Below are 14,060 nucleotides of genomic sequence, written 5' to 3'. Positions count from 1 at the left end.
CGGTCAAGCTATCAAGCGCCGGTGCCCACCAGCTTCACCGCTGCCGCCTCGATGGTGTCCTCGGAGAGCAGTACCTGCAGGGCCGCGTCACCCAGTGGGATGAAGCTGTCACTGCTGGCCACCCTCGCCACTTTCCCGGAGTACCCGTGCGCAAGCAGCTCGGCCAGCACACCTTCACCGACGCCGCCGGTCCGCCGGGTCTCGTCGACGATGAGCACACGGCCCGTCGCCTCGGCCTCGCGCATCATGTCGTCGAGCGGCAACGGCGCCAGCCAGCGCAGATCCACCACCCGCGCGTCGATGCCGAGCTCTGCCAGTCGGCGGGCCACGCGCAGGCTCATCCACAGGCCGTTACCGAAGGTAAGCATCGTCAAATCCGTTCCGTCCCCGTAGATGCGGGCCCGGCCAAGCTCGACCGGCTGCGCCGGATAGTCCGCCAGCCATTCCCCGTCACCGTCGGTGTACAGGTCACGGGTGTGATACAGCGCGATGGGTTCGAGGTAAACACACACGGCCCCGGCGCTTTTCGCGATACCGATGCACGCGTGCAGCATGGCCGCGGCGTCGTCGGGCCGGGCGGGCGACGCGATCACCACTCCGGGGATGTCGCGGATCGCGGCGATGGAGTTGTCGTTGTGGAAATGTCCGCCGAACCCTTTTTGGTAGCCGTATCCGGCGATACGCACCACCATCGGATTGCGATACTGGCGGTTGGAGAAGAACTGCAGCGTGGCGCCCTCACCGCGGATCTGGTCGGAGGCGTTGTGCAGGTATGCCAGGTACTGGATTTCGGGGATCGGCAGCAGCCCGGAGACTCCCGCCCCCAGCGCCAGCCCCAGAATGGTCTGTTCGTCCAGCAAGGTGTCGAATACCCGGGCCCGCCCCGCCGCCGCCTGCAGGCCACGTGTCACGCCGTACACCCCACCCTTGCGTGCGACGTCCTCGCCGAACACGATCACCTCGGGATGGGCCTTCAACACGTCCTGCAGGGCGCGGTTGATGGCAAGGGCCACAGTGAGATTCGGTTCGCCGGCCGGGGGCGTGACCGACACCGACCGGGCGTCGTCGAGAACATCGTCCAGCGGCCGGGTCACGGCGTCGACGCTGTCGAGCTGAGGTGATTCGGCGACTACCCGGGCCAGCTCAATCACCTCGGCGCGCTTGGACTCATACCGCTGCAGCACTTGCTCCGGCGTCAGAAGACCGTGCGCCACAAGCAGTTTCGCGGTGGCCAGCACCGGGTCGAGGTCGAAGTCCGCGCTGATCTCGGCGGGCCGTCGATACCCGGGCTCGTAGTCTGAGCCGGCATGGCCCATCAACCGAACGGTTTTGAGATGCAGGAACGCCGGCCGCCGTTGGCTGCGCACCCAGTCGGCGGCGGCGCTCGCGGCGGCGTACGCGTCGGCCAGGTCGCAGCCATCCGCCGCGAAGTACTGCAGTCCTTCGCGGTGACCGTAAGCGCGTTCGATCCACCCGCGCGGCGTCGGCGTGCTGATTCCGATCCCGTTGTCCTCGCACACGAACAGCAGCGGCATCGGCAGCCCCTGATAGGAGGCGTGCAGCGCGGCGTTGACCGCACCGACTGCGGTCGAATGGTTGGCCGAGGCGTCGCCGAAACTGCATACCGTCACGGCATCGTCCGGCCACGGGCACGCCACCCCGAGCTTGCGGGTACGGGCGATCGAGAAGGCCACCCCGACCGCGCGTGGCAGATGCGATGCGATGGTCGAGGTCTGCGGAATGATGTTCAGGTCGTGGCGGCCGAACACCTTGTGCCGACCACCCGATATCGGTTCCTCGGTGGCCGCGACCAGGCCCAACAGCACGTCACGCACCGGATCCGAGCCGGCCACCTGCGCGGCCCGGGCCAGGTAGAACCCGCCCGATCGGTAGTGCAGCAGGGCCGGATCCGTGGGCCGAAGTGCGGCCGCGACCGCTGCGTTACCTTCGTGCCCCGACGAACCGATGGTGTAGAACCCCTTGCCCTGCGACCGCAACCAGCGGGCGGCCAGGTCGAGGTGACGACTCGTCAGCTGAGCATCGAAGAGCGCCAACACATTCGGCACCGGCAAGGCGGATTCGGTTGCGCCGGGCCCGGTGTCGGCCCACGCCGCGACGGTAGCGGTGAAGTACTCGTCGATGGACTCAGCCACCTGACCCCCTGACGGTCAGATCAGCTCGATCGCCTGGGCGATCGAGGGTAAGACACGGCTGGGACGGAACGGGTAGCGCTGGATGTCGTCGACCTGAGTGGATCCCGTCAACACGAGGATGGTGTCGAGCCCGGCCTCGATACCGGCCACGACATCGGTGTCCATCCGATCCCCCACCATCACGGTGTTCTCCGAGTGCGCCTCGATCCGGTTGAGCGCGCTGCGGAACATCATCGGGTTGGGCTTGCCGACGAAATACGGTTCGCGGCCGGTGGCTTTGGTGATCATCGCCGCCACCGAACCGGTCGCGGGCAGCGGCCCCTCCGCCGACGGCCCGGTGACATCGGGGTTGGTGGCGATGAACCGCGCGCCGCCGATGATCAGCCGGATCGCCTTGGTGATGGCCTCGAACGAATAGGTGCGGGTTTCGCCCAACACGACGAAGTCCGGGGCGGTGTCGGTCAGCGTGTAGCCGACCTCGTGCAGCGCGGTGGTGAGCCCGGCCTCGCCGATGACGTAGGCCGACCCGCCGGGCAACTGACCGTCGAGGAACGCCGCCGTCGCCAGTGCCGAGGTCCAGATCGCCGGTTCCGGCACCGACAGGCCGGAACGCAGCAGCCGGGCTGCCAGATCCCGCGGCGTGAAGATCGAATTGTTGGTCAGGACCAGAAACGGCCGTTCCTTGTCCACCAATGTCTGCAGGAACTCGGCGGCTCCGGGAATCGCGGAGTCCTCGTGGACGAGGACTCCGTCCATGTCTGTCAACCAGCACTGGGCATGTGAACGCACGGGGTTCAGTCTGCCAAGTCGGTCACCGATTCACAGCATGACGACGCGCGCATGCCGCAGAACGGGTTGAACAGACGCCGATGCCCGGCCGCGCGTCGCACGCACGGCCGGGCATCGGTGGGGAGAATCAGCGCGCGTGCTCGTCGGCGACGTCGAACGCCTTGTCCAGGATCGCCAGACCCTCGCGCACCTCGTCGGCCGTGACGTTGCACGGCGGCACGACATGGATCCGGTTGAAGTTGGCGAACGGCAGCAGGCCATCGGCCTTACACGCCGCGATGACCGCGTTCATCGCCGGGCTCGAGCCACCGTACGGGGCCAGCGGTTCGCGGGTCTGCTGATCCGCGACGAGTTCGACGGCCCAGAACACGCCGGCACCGCGCACCTCACCGATGCTGCGATGCTTGGCGGCCAACTCGGCCAGGCCGGGCGCGATCACCTCGGCGCCGATGCGGGCCGCGTTGTCGACCATGCCTTCGTCCTCCATCGCATTGATGGTGGCGACGGCGGCCGCGGTGGCCAGCGGATGACCCGAGTAGGTCAGCCCGCCCGGGTAGGCGCGGTGGGCGAAGGTCTCGGCGATGGCCGGGCTGATCGCGACACCACCGAGCGGGACGTAGCCTGAGTTGACGCCCTTGGCGAAGGTCAGCAGATCCGGCACCACGTCGAAGTGGTCGACGGAGAACCACTTTCCGCTGCGCCCGAAGCCTGCCATCACCTCGTCGGCGATGTACATGATGCCGTAGCGGTCGCAGATCTCGCGCACGCCTGCGATGTATCCCGGCGGCGGGATCATGATGCCCGCGGTGCCCGGAATGGATTCCAGCACGATGGCGGCGATGGTCGACGGACCCTCCATGCGGATGGTCTCCTCGAGGTGCTCCAACGCGCGCGCGGATTCCTCGGCCTCGGTGGTGGCGTGAAAGCGCGAGCGGTACAGGAACGGCCCGAAGAAGTGCACGATGCCTGCGTTGCCGTGGTCGTTGGGCCACCGGCGCGGGTCACCGGTCATGTTGATCGCGGTCTCGGTGCCACCGTGGTAGGAGCGGTACCGGGTGAGCACCTTGTACCGGCCGGTGTGCAGGCGGGCCATGCGCACCGCGTGCTCGATGGCATCGGCGCCACCGTTGGTGAAGAAGATCTTGTTCAGCTCGCCCGGGGTGCGCTCGGCGATCAGCCGAGCGGCCTCCGAGCGCGCGTCATTGGCATGCTGCGGAGCCACGGTGCACAGCTTGGCGGCCTGTTCAGCAATGGCCGCAACGACTTTCGGGTGCTGATGACCGATGTTGGTGTTGACCAGCTGGCAGGAGAAATCCAGCAGCCGGTTACCGTCACCGTCCCAGACATACGATCCCTGCGATGCGGTGATCGTCATCGGGGAGATCTCGGCCTGCGCGGACCACGAATGGAACACGTGGGCGCGGTCGAGTTCGTAGGTACGCGCCGCCTCGGCGCGGGCCGCCTCCACGGTCAATCCGTTGGGCAGCAGGGTGGACTCGTCGGTCAAAGTCATGGTCAAGTCTCTCATTCGTGCTCGCAGCAGCGGGGGTCGATTGCCGTTCTCTGGAGTTGCGTGGCCCATCCGGCGAGGGGTTTGTCCGGATGGGCCACACAACAGTCCAGGATTACCCGTTCTGCGGGAAGCCCAGGTTGATGCCACCGTGGCTGGGGTCGAGCCAGCGGGTGGTGATGGCCTTGGTGCGGGTGAAGAAGTGCACACCCTCGGTGCCGTGGGCGTGGCTGTCACCGAACAGCGAGGCCTTCCAGCCACCGAAGCTGAAGTACGCCATGGGAACCGGGATCGGCACGTTGATGCCGACCATGCCGACCTCGACCTCGTTCTGGAAGCGCCGTGCCGCGCCACCGTCGTTGGTGAAGATCGCGGTGCCGTTGCCGTAGGGGTTGCTGTTGATGAGTTCGAGTGCCTCGTCGTAGGTTTCGACACGCACGACCGACAGGACCGGTCCGAAGATCTCGTCGGTGTAGACGCTCATCTCGGGCGTGACATTGTCCAGCAGGGTCGGGCCCAGCCAGAACCCGTCGGCGCCGCCGTTGGCGATCACCGTGCGACCGTCGACCACGACCTTGGCGCCTGCGGCCTCGCCGGCGTCGATGTAGGAGGCCACCTTGTCGCGGTGAGCCTTGGTGACCAGCGGGCCCATGTCCGAATCCTTGGTGCCGTCACCGGTCTTGATGGTGGCGGTGCGCTCGGCGATCTTGGCGACCAGGTCGTCGGCGATCGGGCCGACCGCGACAGCCGCGGAGATGGCCATGCAGCGCTCGCCTGCCGAACCGAAACCGGCGTTGACCATGGCGTCGGCGGCCAGATCCAGATCGGCGTCGGGCAGGATGACGGCGTGGTTCTTGGCGCCGCCGAGGGCCTGCACGCGCTTGCCCGCAGCGGTGGCGGTGGCGTAGACGTACTGCGCGATCGGGGTCGAGCCGACGAACGAGATGGCCTTGATCTTGGGGTTGGTCAGCAGCTCATCGACCGCGGTCTTGTCACCCTGCAGGACGTTGAACACGCCGGCGGGCAGGCCGGCTTCCTTCCACAGCTCGGCCATCCAGATCGCGGCCGAGGGGTCCTTCTCCGAGGGCTTGATCACCACGGTGTTGCCCGCGGCGATGGCGATGGGGAAGAACCACATCGGCACCATGGCGGGGAAGTTGAACGGCGAGATGACGCCGACGGGGCCCAGCGGCTGCAGTACCGAGTGCACGTCGACCTTGGTCGAGGCGTTCTCGGTGTAGCCACCCTTGAGCAGATGCGGGATGCCGCAAGCGAATTCGACGACCTCGATACCGCGGGAAACCTCACCGAGGGCGTCGGAGAGCACCTTGCCGTGCTCGGCGGTGATGATGGCCGCCAACTCTTCCTTGCGGGCGTTGATCAGCTCGCGGAACGTGAACAGCACCTGGGTGCGCTTGGCCAGTGAGGTGTCCCGCCATTCCGGGAACGCCGCAGCCGCAGCGTCGATCACCGTCTGCGCGTCCTCCACGCTGGCCAGCCGCAACTCACCGGTCACCTCGCCGGTAGCCGGGTTGGTCACCGGCGACGTGGCCGTCGACGAACCGGCGAACGTCTCGTTGTTGCGCCAGTGCTGGATGACGTTGCTCATATGCGGGGACCTCCTCAGATGGGTGAACTGTGACTATTACTTTGCGGCACGCAACACCGGTCAGAGCCCGTCATTATGTATCCGGACCCGGCCTTCTTATTACAATCTGTAAATGATCCCGACCGTTCGCGACGTCATCGACCTCCCCGTCGTCCGCGCGGGCCTCCCCGAGGTGGTGAGCGCCGAGAACCTCGACCGCCCGGTGCGCTGGGTGCACGCCAGCGACATGCCCGATCTGTCCGGTCTGCTGCAGGGCGGCGAGCTGGTGCTGACCACGGGTTCCGCTCTCCGCGACGCCCCGCACGATTACCTCGACAGGATGGGGCGCGCAGGAGCTGTCGGTGTGGTGGTCGAGCTGGGCACCCGGATCGACGTGCTGCCCGAGGGCACCGCCCGCATTGCCGCGTCACTCGGTATGCCACTGGTGGTGCTGCACCGCGAAACCAAATTCGTCGAGGTCACCGAGGCGGTGCACCGGCTCATCGTGGCCGACCAGTACGAGGAGCTGGCGTTCGCGCACCGCACCCATCAGACGTTCACCGACCTCAGCATGAAGCGCGCCTCACTGGCCGACATCGTGCGCGCGGCTGCCGACATGGTCGACGAATCGGTGGTGTTGGAGGACCTGTCCCATCAGGTGCTGGCGGTATCCCCGCGCCACGAAGCGGCCACCGTGGTGCTCGACAACTGGCAACGGCGGTCGCGAGCCATGACCGAAAACTGGGCCACGACCACCGTCGGGCCCCGCGCCGAGGAGTGGGGACGGCTGATCATCCCTCACCCACCGGCGGCGCCGGCCCAGGCCAAGATGGTGCTCGAGCGCGCCTCCCAGGCGCTGGCCCTGCACCGGATGGCCGAACGCGGCCGCTCAGGGCTCGAACACCAGGCCCAGAGCGGGTTGATCGACGACGTCCTCGGCGGTCGCATCGCCGACGACCGCGACGCGGACGCCCGGGCCGTCGCACTGGGACTGCGGGCGGGCGGGCCGTATCTGCCGGTCACCGTCCGGGTGGCCGCGCCGGCGGACCGCCTCGACCCGGTCGGCGTGCAGCGTCGCAACCTGCGCATCCTCGACGCCGTCGCGCACAGCGTGAAGTCCCAGGGCCACACCGCGATCTTGTCGGTCCGCCGCGACGGCGAGATCGGCCTGGTGCTGGCCGTGGCGACCCGACGTGGCAGCACCCCCGATGCCGGCCTCACCCGGCTGGCCGAGGGGCTGCGCGAAACCATCGGCCGTGGCGGGGACACCGACAAGGTCGTCGTCGCCGTGGGCGGCAGCGCCAGCGGATTTGCCGACGCCGTGCACGGTCTGCGGGAATCCGCGCACGTCGCCGAGGTGGCGCTGTCGATGTCGAGAATTCAGCGACCGTTCGTACGGGCCTCGGACGTCCGGCTGCGCGGGCTGCTCGCCTTGCTGCAGGACGACCCGCGGGTGCAAACCTTCGCCGAGACGGAACTCAAGAACCTGCTGATCCGTGACGCCGATCACGGCGAGAACGACCTCGCGGTGCTGCGGGGCTTCCTCGAACTGGCGGGCAACAAATCCGCCTTGGCCAAGCGGCTGCACATGAGCCGACCGGCCTTGTACAGCCGCTTGGCCGCCATCCAAAGACGCCTCGACATGGACCTCGAGGACGGCGAGTCGATGACGTCGCTGCACGTGGCACTGCTAATCCTCGATGCCCAGCGCAGCGCCGAAGCCCGCTGAGTTAGTGTCGTCCGAGGACATTGCTGGGCAACACCGGCACGGCATTGGGAGGCTGGAACACACATGCTGCTCGGCAACGAATCCGCTACCGAATCCGGCAACGTACCGGCAGAGTTGACGCTGCAGAACTGGCAGTCTGCCGAGCAGTTGCACTGGACTTTCCAGCACATCGCCGACTTCTTGCCGACTGCGGCGATCAGCCGCGGCGCGGGGCCGGTGGCCGACCTGCCCGCCGCCACGGCAGATCTGTCGTCGATCCCGATGTACGACAGCACCAACGCCACCCAGACCACCGTCGGCGAGGTGATGACCTCCACGGCCACCGACGGCTGGATCGTCACCCAGCGCGGGAAGGTGCTCGAGGAGCACTACTACAGCGGCATGACGCCCGAGTCCAGCCACATCCTGATGTCGGTCAGCAAGTCGATGGTCGGCATCGTCGCCGGCGCGCTTACCGCCAGCGGTGCCCTCGACGTCGATGCTCCGCTCACCAAATACGTTCCGGCGCTGGAACAGTCGGGCTACGCCGGCGCCACCGTGCGCAATCTGCTCGACATGCGTTCTGGCATCTCGTTTTCCGAGGCCTATCTGGACCCGATGGCCGAGGTGCGGCTGCTCGAGCAGGCCATCGGCTGGGCCCCCCGCACCGTGCCCGAGCTGCCGTCCACCATGTACGACTTCCTGCTGACCCTGCGGCAGAAGTCGGCCCACGGCGGCCCGTTCGAATACCGCTCGTGCGAAACCGATGTGCTCGGCTGGATCTGTGAGGCCGCCGGCGGGGCCAGGATGCCCGATCTCATGTCACAGCTGCTGTGGAGCAAGCTCGGCGCACAGCAGGACGCCACCATCGGCGTCGACTCCGTCGGAACCGGGATGTTCGACGGCGGCATCAACGCGTGCCTGCGGGACCTGGTGCGGTTCGGGTCGCTGTTCGTCAATGGCGGCACGTCGCTGACCGGTGAGCGGGTGGTACCGCTGTCCTGGATCGCCGACACCTTCGCCGGAGGTATCGACTCGCGGTCGGCATTCGCCGCCAGCCCGGACGACAACCGCATGCCCGGGGGCATGTACCGCAATCAGTGCTGGTTCCCCGGGCCCGGCAACACCGTGCTGCTCTGCCTGGGCATCCACGGCCAGATGATCTACGTGAACCGCGCAGCGAACATCGTCGCCGCCAAGCTCTCGAGCTGGCCGTATCCACAGGACGCAGCCAAGCTGTTCCCCACCATCGCCGCGTTCAACGAGATCGCCGCGCAGCTTTCCTGAACCCGCCACCATCGGAAAGCGCACCGACGGGCAATACTGGACTGATGGCTGATCGCAACGTGCTGGGCGGTCCCTTGGACGAATGCGGTACCGATCCGCTGACCGGCTTCTACCGCGACGGCTGCTGCTCGACCGGTGACGGCGACCTCGGCAGGCACACCATCTGTGCGGTGGTGACCACCGAGTTCCTGGAGCATCAGAAGGTCATCGGCAACGACCTGTCGACACCCGCACCACATTTCCGATTTCCCGGGCTGAGGCCAGGGGATCGCTGGTGTGTCACGGCGTCCAACTGGCTGCGCGCCCATCAGGACGGCTGCGCGGCTCCCGTCGTCCTGGCCGCCACCCACGAGAGCACCCTCGAGGTGGTGCCTCTCGACATCCTGCAGCGCTACGCCGTCGATGTTCCCGACGATCTGGGCAGCCTGTGACGGGCGTGAAACCGGCTGTCGTGCTCGACAACCGGTTCGCCAGGGAACTGCCCGAACTGGCGGTCGAGTGGCGGGCCGAAACCGCGCCGTCCCCTCAGCTGCTGGTGCTCAACGACGCGCTGGCCCTCGAACTGGGCCTTGACCCCGCCTGGCTGCGCACGCCGGACGGTGTCGGTCTGCTGCTGGGCACCGCGATCCCCGACGCCGCGAACCCGGTGGCCCAGGCCTACGCCGGGCACCAGTTCGGCGGTTATGTACCGCGGCTCGGGGACGGACGCGCATTGCTGCTCGGCGAACTGGTCGACACCGGTGGGCAGCTGCGCGACCTGCACCTCAAAGGATCAGGACGCACTCGGTTCGCCCGCGGAGGCGACGGCCTGGCCGTCGTCGGGCCGATGCTGCGCGAGTACATCATCAGCGAAGCCATGCATGCCATGGGTATCCCGACCACGCGGTCGCTGGCCGTGACGGCAACCGGCCGCGGCGTGCTGCGTGAAACCCCTCAGCCCGGGGCGGTGCTGGCCCGAGTGGCGGCCAGCCATCTGCGGGTGGGCAGCTTCCAGTACGCCGCCGCCTACGGGCGGGACACCGACCTGCTGCAGCGTCTGGCCGACCACGCCATCGACCGCCATCACCCCGACGCCGCCGCGGCCGACAACCCGTACCTGGCCTTGTTCGAGGCCGTCGTCACCGTGCAGGCCGAACTGATGGCCCGGTGGATGCTCGTCGGCTTCATCCACGGCGTGATGAACACCGACAACATGACCATCTCCGGGGAAACCATCGACTACGGCCCGTGCGCATTCATGGACACCTATGACCCGGCGACCGTGTTCAGCTCGATCGATCACGGCGGGCGCTACGCCTATGGCAACCAGCCCGCGGTGGCCGAATGGAACCTGGCCCGGTTCGCCGAAACCCTGCTGCCGTTGATCGCCGAGGACAGCGAACGGGCGGTGGCCTTGGCGACCGATGCGCTGGCCGGGTTCCGCACCCGATTCCAGGACGCGTGGTTGACCGGTATGCGCACCAAACTCGGCCTGTCCGAGGGTGTTTCGCACCAGCAGGCAACCAGTTTGATCGAGGATCTGCTCAAGGCGCTGCTGGCCGGCCGCGTGGACTACACGTCGTTCTTCCGCGGCCTGGCACATGCCGCGCGCGGTGACGCCGGGCCGGTGCGCAATCTGTTCGCCGAGCCCGAAGCCTTCGAGGACTGGTTGACGCGTTGGCGCGCCCTCGCGCCTGCGCCGGACACGATGGACCGCGTCAATCCCGTCTACATCCCCCGCAACCACCTGGTCGAGGAGGCCTTGGCCGCCGCGACCGCCGGTGAGCTGGCACCGCTCGAAGACCTACTGGAGGCCGTGTCGGCACCGTATGACGTGCGGCCCGGGCTGCAGCGCTACGCCCAGCCCGCGCCGCCCGACTTCGGCGCCTACCGCACATTCTGCGGGACCTGAACCGCGCGATTAGGTTGGCAAGGGTGACGACGATCAGTCTCGACACTCCCGACGGTCCCATCGACGCGCTGCTGGACACGCCGGAAGGCGACGGGCCGTGGCCGGGTGTCGTGGTGGTTCATGACGCCATCGGCTACGCGCCCGACAATGAGCTGGTGTCGGAGCGCATCGCCGCGGCCGGCTACCTGGCGCTCACGCCAAACCTCTTCGCCCGCGGCGGTCGGGCCCGGTGTGTCACGCGGGTGATGCGTGACCTGTTGACTCAACGCGGTCGCGCGCTCGATGACATCCTGGCGGCCCGGGACCACCTGACGTCCCTGCCGGAGTGCACCGGCACCGTCGGCATCGCCGGGTTCTGCATGGGCGGACAATTCGCACTTGTCATGGGGCCCAAGGGTTTCGCCGCATCAGCCCCGTTCTACGGCACTCCCCTGCCGCGGCGGCTCGACGAGATCCTCGACGCGTCGTGCCCCATCGTCGCCAGCTTCGGGCGCCGCGACCCGCTGGGCATCGGCGCCCCGGCACGCCTGCGCAAGATCGTCGACGCGAAGAACATCGCGTCCGACATCAAGGTCTACCCCGACGCCGGTCACAGCTTCGCCAACCTGCTGCCCGCCCAGCCGCTGCTGCGGATCACCGGGTTCGGCTACAACGAGGCCGCCACCGCCGACGCCTGGACCCGGGTCTTCGCGTTCTTCGGCAAGCACCTGCACGCCGCGGCGTAGTGCTGGCCGGTTACTCCGGCAGCCGCAGCTCGGGTTTCTCGACCTCTTCGATGTTCACGTCCTTGAAGGTGATGACCCGGACCTGTTTGACGAACCGCGCAGGCCGGTACATGTCCCACACCCACGCGTCCGCCAACCGCAACTCGAAGTAGACCTCACCGTCGGCGTTGCGCGGTACCAGTTCGACGCTGTTGGCGAGGTAGAACCGCCGTTCGGTCTCCACGACGTAGCTGAACTGCCCGACGATGTCCTTGTATTCGCGGTACAGCGAGAGCTCCATCTCGGTTTCGTACTTCTCGAGATCTTCGGCACTCATAAACTCTGCTGTCCTTCGTCTAGGTTGCGTTCCATCATTCCCCACCTGAGCCCATCACGTCGCACCGATCCCGCAACTGCACGGGCGGCAACATTCCGACCGTCTCCGCGGCCCGCCGCACGTTCACATACGAGTAGCGGTGCTGCGCACACGGCCCAAGTTTCGCCATCGCCGCGGTGTGCGCAGGCGTGCTGTAACCCTTGTGCTCGGCGAACCCGTAGCCCGGGTGCTCGCGTTCCATCTCCACCATCAGCCGGTCGCGACTGACCTTGGCCAGCACACTGGCCGCGGCTATGCATGCTGCAGCGGCATCACCACCGATCACCGGAAGGGACGGCACGGCAAGACCGGGTACCCGGAATCCGTCGGACAACACGTAACCAGGCCGCACCGACAACCCGGCCACCGCGCGGCGCATCCCCTCGATATTGGCCACGTGCACGCCGCGGCGATCCACCTCGGTCGACGGAATCAACACCACGTGATAGGCCAGCGCGTAGCGGCGGATCAGCGGAAACAGCCGTTCGCGATCCTTCTCGCCGAGCTTCTTGGAATCGTCGAGGTCGGCCAGGCTTTCCAACCGGTTGGGCCCGAGCACGCAGGCCGCCACGACCAGCGGCCCCGCGCATGCCCCGCGGCCCACCTCGTCGACGCCTGCGACGGGCCCGAGCCCGTTTCGGTACAGCGCGGACTCAAGGGTCCGCAGGCCCGAGGCCTTCCGGATCACCGTTCGAGGCGGCCACGACATCTTCACTTCTTGAGGCACTGGGGCCTCCGCCTATGAGTCGGTCTGCGGATTCACGCTGCTGACGCCGCCCCAGCGGCCGGGCGGCCAGGCGATGAATCGCGCCTTACCGATCACATTGTCCACCGGTACGGTGCCGGCCATCGGGTCCCCGGTGCAATGCACACCGCGTTGCACGTCGGCGGGCACATTGGTGCAGTGGATCCGCGAATCAGCTGAATGCGTGCGGTTGTCGCCCATCACCCAGAGCCGGTCCTGCGGCACGGTGACGGGACCGAACTCATTGCCGAGGCACGGGTAGATCTGCGGGTCGGCATTCATCGTGGCGGGGTCGAGGTACGGCTCGTTGAGGCGTTTGCCGTCAACCGTCAATCCGGTGTCGGCGCGGCACTCGACCGTCTGACCGCCGACCGCGATCACCCTTTTGACGAGGTCATTTTCGTCGGGCGGAACGAAGCCGATGAATGAGAGCGCGTTCTGCACCCACCGCACCGCGGTGTTGTCCGAGCGGATCGACTTGTAGCCGATGTTCCACGATGGCGGGCCTTTGAACACCACCACGTCGCCCGGGCTCGGCTTGGTGAACCGGTAGGTCACCTTGTCCACCATGATCCGGTCGCCGACACAGCCGCTGCAGCCGTGCAGCGTCGGCTCCATCGACTCCGACGGGATCAGATAGGGACGCGCGACGAACGTCAGCATCACGTAGTACAGGACGATCGCGATGGTCACCAGAATGGCGCCCTCGCGCAGCGATGACCGCTTGCGCTTGGGCGCTTCTTCGGTGGAGTCTTCAGAGGCGGCGCCGGAATCCGGCTTGGACGTCTCGGAATCGGTGTTGACGATGTCTTCCGATGACGAGTCGGCAGAGTCGGCGGGTCCGGTCACGGCGTCCACAGTAGCGGCGTGTGCCGTCCGGACCGCGCCGGGCAGGACAACGCGCTCAGCGCTTTTCCTTGATCTTCGCCTTCTTGCCGCGCAGCTCGCGCAGGTAGTACAGCTTGGCGCGACGCACGTCACCGCGGGTCACGACATCGATGTGATCGATGTTGGGCGAATGCACCGGGAAGGTCCGCTCGACGCCGACGCCGTAGCTCTCCTTACGCACGGTGAAGGTCTCGCGGATGCCACCGCCCTGGCGACGGATCACGACACCCTTGAAGACCTGGATGCGCTCCTTGGAGCCCTCGATGACCTTCACGTGCACGTTGACGGTGTCGCCGGGGCTGAAGGTCGGGATGTCGTCGCGCAGCGACGCCTGATCGACGAAGTCCAGCGTGTTCATCGGTGACACTTCCTTGTTGTTAGCGGCTCCGGGCCGATGCGCGGACGCGCAGCCGAAGCTAGT

Annotated in this window: 13 protein-coding genes; 5 read left to right on the top strand and 8 right to left on the bottom strand. The window is 67.3% G+C overall.

The features are described 5' to 3' along the window. Nucleotides 1–11: 11 nt before the first annotated feature. The 4 genes from A5784_RS07175 to A5784_RS07160 all read right to left on the bottom strand — a co-directional run bounded on the left by A5784_RS07175 (nucleotide 12) and on the right by A5784_RS07160 (nucleotide 6,061). On the bottom strand, nucleotides 12–2,153 hold the full coding sequence (locus tag A5784_RS07175) for a thiamine pyrophosphate-dependent enzyme (protein ID WP_064943721.1): 2,142 nt from the start codon (nucleotides 2,151–2,153) through the stop codon (nucleotides 12–14). 15 nt (nucleotides 2,154–2,168) lie between these two features. Beyond that, nucleotides 2,169–2,942 carry an HAD-IIA family hydrolase gene (locus A5784_RS07170; RefSeq protein ID WP_064943719.1) on the bottom strand — a complete coding sequence of 258 codons (774 nt, stop codon included), beginning with the start codon at nucleotides 2,940–2,942 and terminating at the stop codon, nucleotides 2,169–2,171. Between the two features lie 127 nt (nucleotides 2,943–3,069). Beyond that, nucleotides 3,070–4,455: an aspartate aminotransferase family protein gene (locus tag A5784_RS07165; protein ID WP_064943900.1), complete on the bottom strand. Its 1,386-nt coding sequence runs from the start codon at nucleotides 4,453–4,455 to the stop codon at nucleotides 3,070–3,072. Nucleotides 4,456–4,567: 112 nt separating this feature from the next. After that, a complete protein-coding gene (locus tag A5784_RS07160; RefSeq protein ID WP_064943716.1) occupies nucleotides 4,568–6,061 on the bottom strand; it encodes a CoA-acylating methylmalonate-semialdehyde dehydrogenase in 1,494 nt (497 codons plus the stop codon). Nucleotides 6,062–6,173: 112 nt separating this feature from the next. Between A5784_RS07160 and A5784_RS07155 the strand changes: the two genes are divergently transcribed. The 5 genes from A5784_RS07155 to A5784_RS07135 all read left to right on the top strand — a co-directional run bounded on the left by A5784_RS07155 (nucleotide 6,174) and on the right by A5784_RS07135 (nucleotide 11,651). Beyond that, a complete protein-coding gene (locus tag A5784_RS07155; protein ID WP_064943714.1) occupies nucleotides 6,174–7,769 on the top strand; it encodes a PucR family transcriptional regulator in 1,596 nt (531 codons plus the stop codon). 63 nt (nucleotides 7,770–7,832) lie between these two features. Beyond that, nucleotides 7,833–9,035 (top strand): serine hydrolase domain-containing protein, encoded by a 1,203-nt coding sequence (locus tag A5784_RS07150; RefSeq protein ID WP_064943712.1) that lies wholly within the window; start codon nucleotides 7,833–7,835, stop codon nucleotides 9,033–9,035. Nucleotides 9,036–9,079: 44 nt separating this feature from the next. Then, nucleotides 9,080–9,466, top strand: coding sequence for a DUF2237 family protein (locus A5784_RS07145; RefSeq protein ID WP_064943710.1), 387 nt, complete (start codon nucleotides 9,080–9,082; stop codon nucleotides 9,464–9,466). Next, nucleotides 9,463–10,926, top strand: coding sequence for a protein adenylyltransferase SelO (locus tag A5784_RS07140; protein ID WP_064943708.1), 1,464 nt, complete (start codon nucleotides 9,463–9,465; stop codon nucleotides 10,924–10,926). Before A5784_RS07145 ends, A5784_RS07140 begins: the two co-directional genes overlap by 4 nt. Before the next feature lie 23 nt (nucleotides 10,927–10,949). Next, nucleotides 10,950–11,651: a dienelactone hydrolase family protein gene (locus A5784_RS07135; RefSeq protein WP_064943706.1), complete on the top strand. Its 702-nt coding sequence runs from the start codon at nucleotides 10,950–10,952 to the stop codon at nucleotides 11,649–11,651. A 10-nt stretch (nucleotides 11,652–11,661) separates the two neighbouring features. Here the strand turns inward: A5784_RS07135 and A5784_RS07130 are convergent, their stop codons facing one another. From A5784_RS07130 to rplS, 4 genes are read right to left on the bottom strand one after another with little or no spacing between them, the layout of a single operon-like run. Beyond that, entirely contained in the window at nucleotides 11,662–11,967 is a 306-nt protein-coding gene (locus A5784_RS07130) for a DUF2469 domain-containing protein (protein WP_018600763.1), read from the bottom strand. A gap of 34 nt (nucleotides 11,968–12,001) precedes the next feature. Continuing rightward, nucleotides 12,002–12,721, bottom strand: a complete 720-nt coding sequence (locus A5784_RS07125; RefSeq protein WP_502687501.1) for a ribonuclease HII — start codon at nucleotides 12,719–12,721, stop codon at nucleotides 12,002–12,004. Nucleotides 12,722–12,745: 24 nt separating this feature from the next. Next, nucleotides 12,746–13,600: a signal peptidase I gene (gene lepB, locus A5784_RS07120; protein WP_156750427.1), complete on the bottom strand. Its 855-nt coding sequence runs from the start codon at nucleotides 13,598–13,600 to the stop codon at nucleotides 12,746–12,748. A gap of 55 nt (nucleotides 13,601–13,655) precedes the next feature. Next, a complete protein-coding gene (gene rplS / locus A5784_RS07115) occupies nucleotides 13,656–13,997 on the bottom strand; it encodes a 50S ribosomal protein L19 (protein WP_029372100.1) in 342 nt (113 codons plus the stop codon). Nucleotides 13,998–14,060: the final 63 nt, after the last annotated feature.

Source organism: Mycobacterium sp. 852013-50091_SCH5140682 (assembly GCF_001665685.1).
Taxonomy (GTDB): domain Bacteria; phylum Actinomycetota; class Actinomycetes; order Mycobacteriales; family Mycobacteriaceae; genus Mycobacterium.
This window is presented reverse-complemented; position numbering and strand designations above follow the sequence as displayed.

Bases quoted from the DNA above. Each gene is read 5' to 3' on its own strand.
- A5784_RS07165 (WP_064943900.1), bottom strand. From the start codon at position 4,455: ATGACTTTGACCGACGAGTCCACCCTGCTGCCCAACGGATTGACCGTG.
- A5784_RS07150 (WP_064943712.1), top strand. From the start codon at position 7,833: ATGCTGCTCGGCAACGAATCCGCTACCGAATCCGGCAACGTACCGGCA.
- A5784_RS07160 (WP_064943716.1), bottom strand. From the start codon at position 6,061: ATGAGCAACGTCATCCAGCACTGGCGCAACAACGAGACGTTCGCCGGT.
- A5784_RS07145 (WP_064943710.1), top strand. From the start codon at position 9,080: ATGGCTGATCGCAACGTGCTGGGCGGTCCCTTGGACGAATGCGGTACC.
- A5784_RS07155 (WP_064943714.1), top strand. From the start codon at position 6,174: ATGATCCCGACCGTTCGCGACGTCATCGACCTCCCCGTCGTCCGCGCG.
- rplS (WP_029372100.1), bottom strand. From the start codon at position 13,997: ATGAACACGCTGGACTTCGTCGATCAGGCGTCGCTGCGCGACGACATC.
- A5784_RS07130 (WP_018600763.1), bottom strand. From the start codon at position 11,967: ATGAGTGCCGAAGATCTCGAGAAGTACGAAACCGAGATGGAGCTCTCG.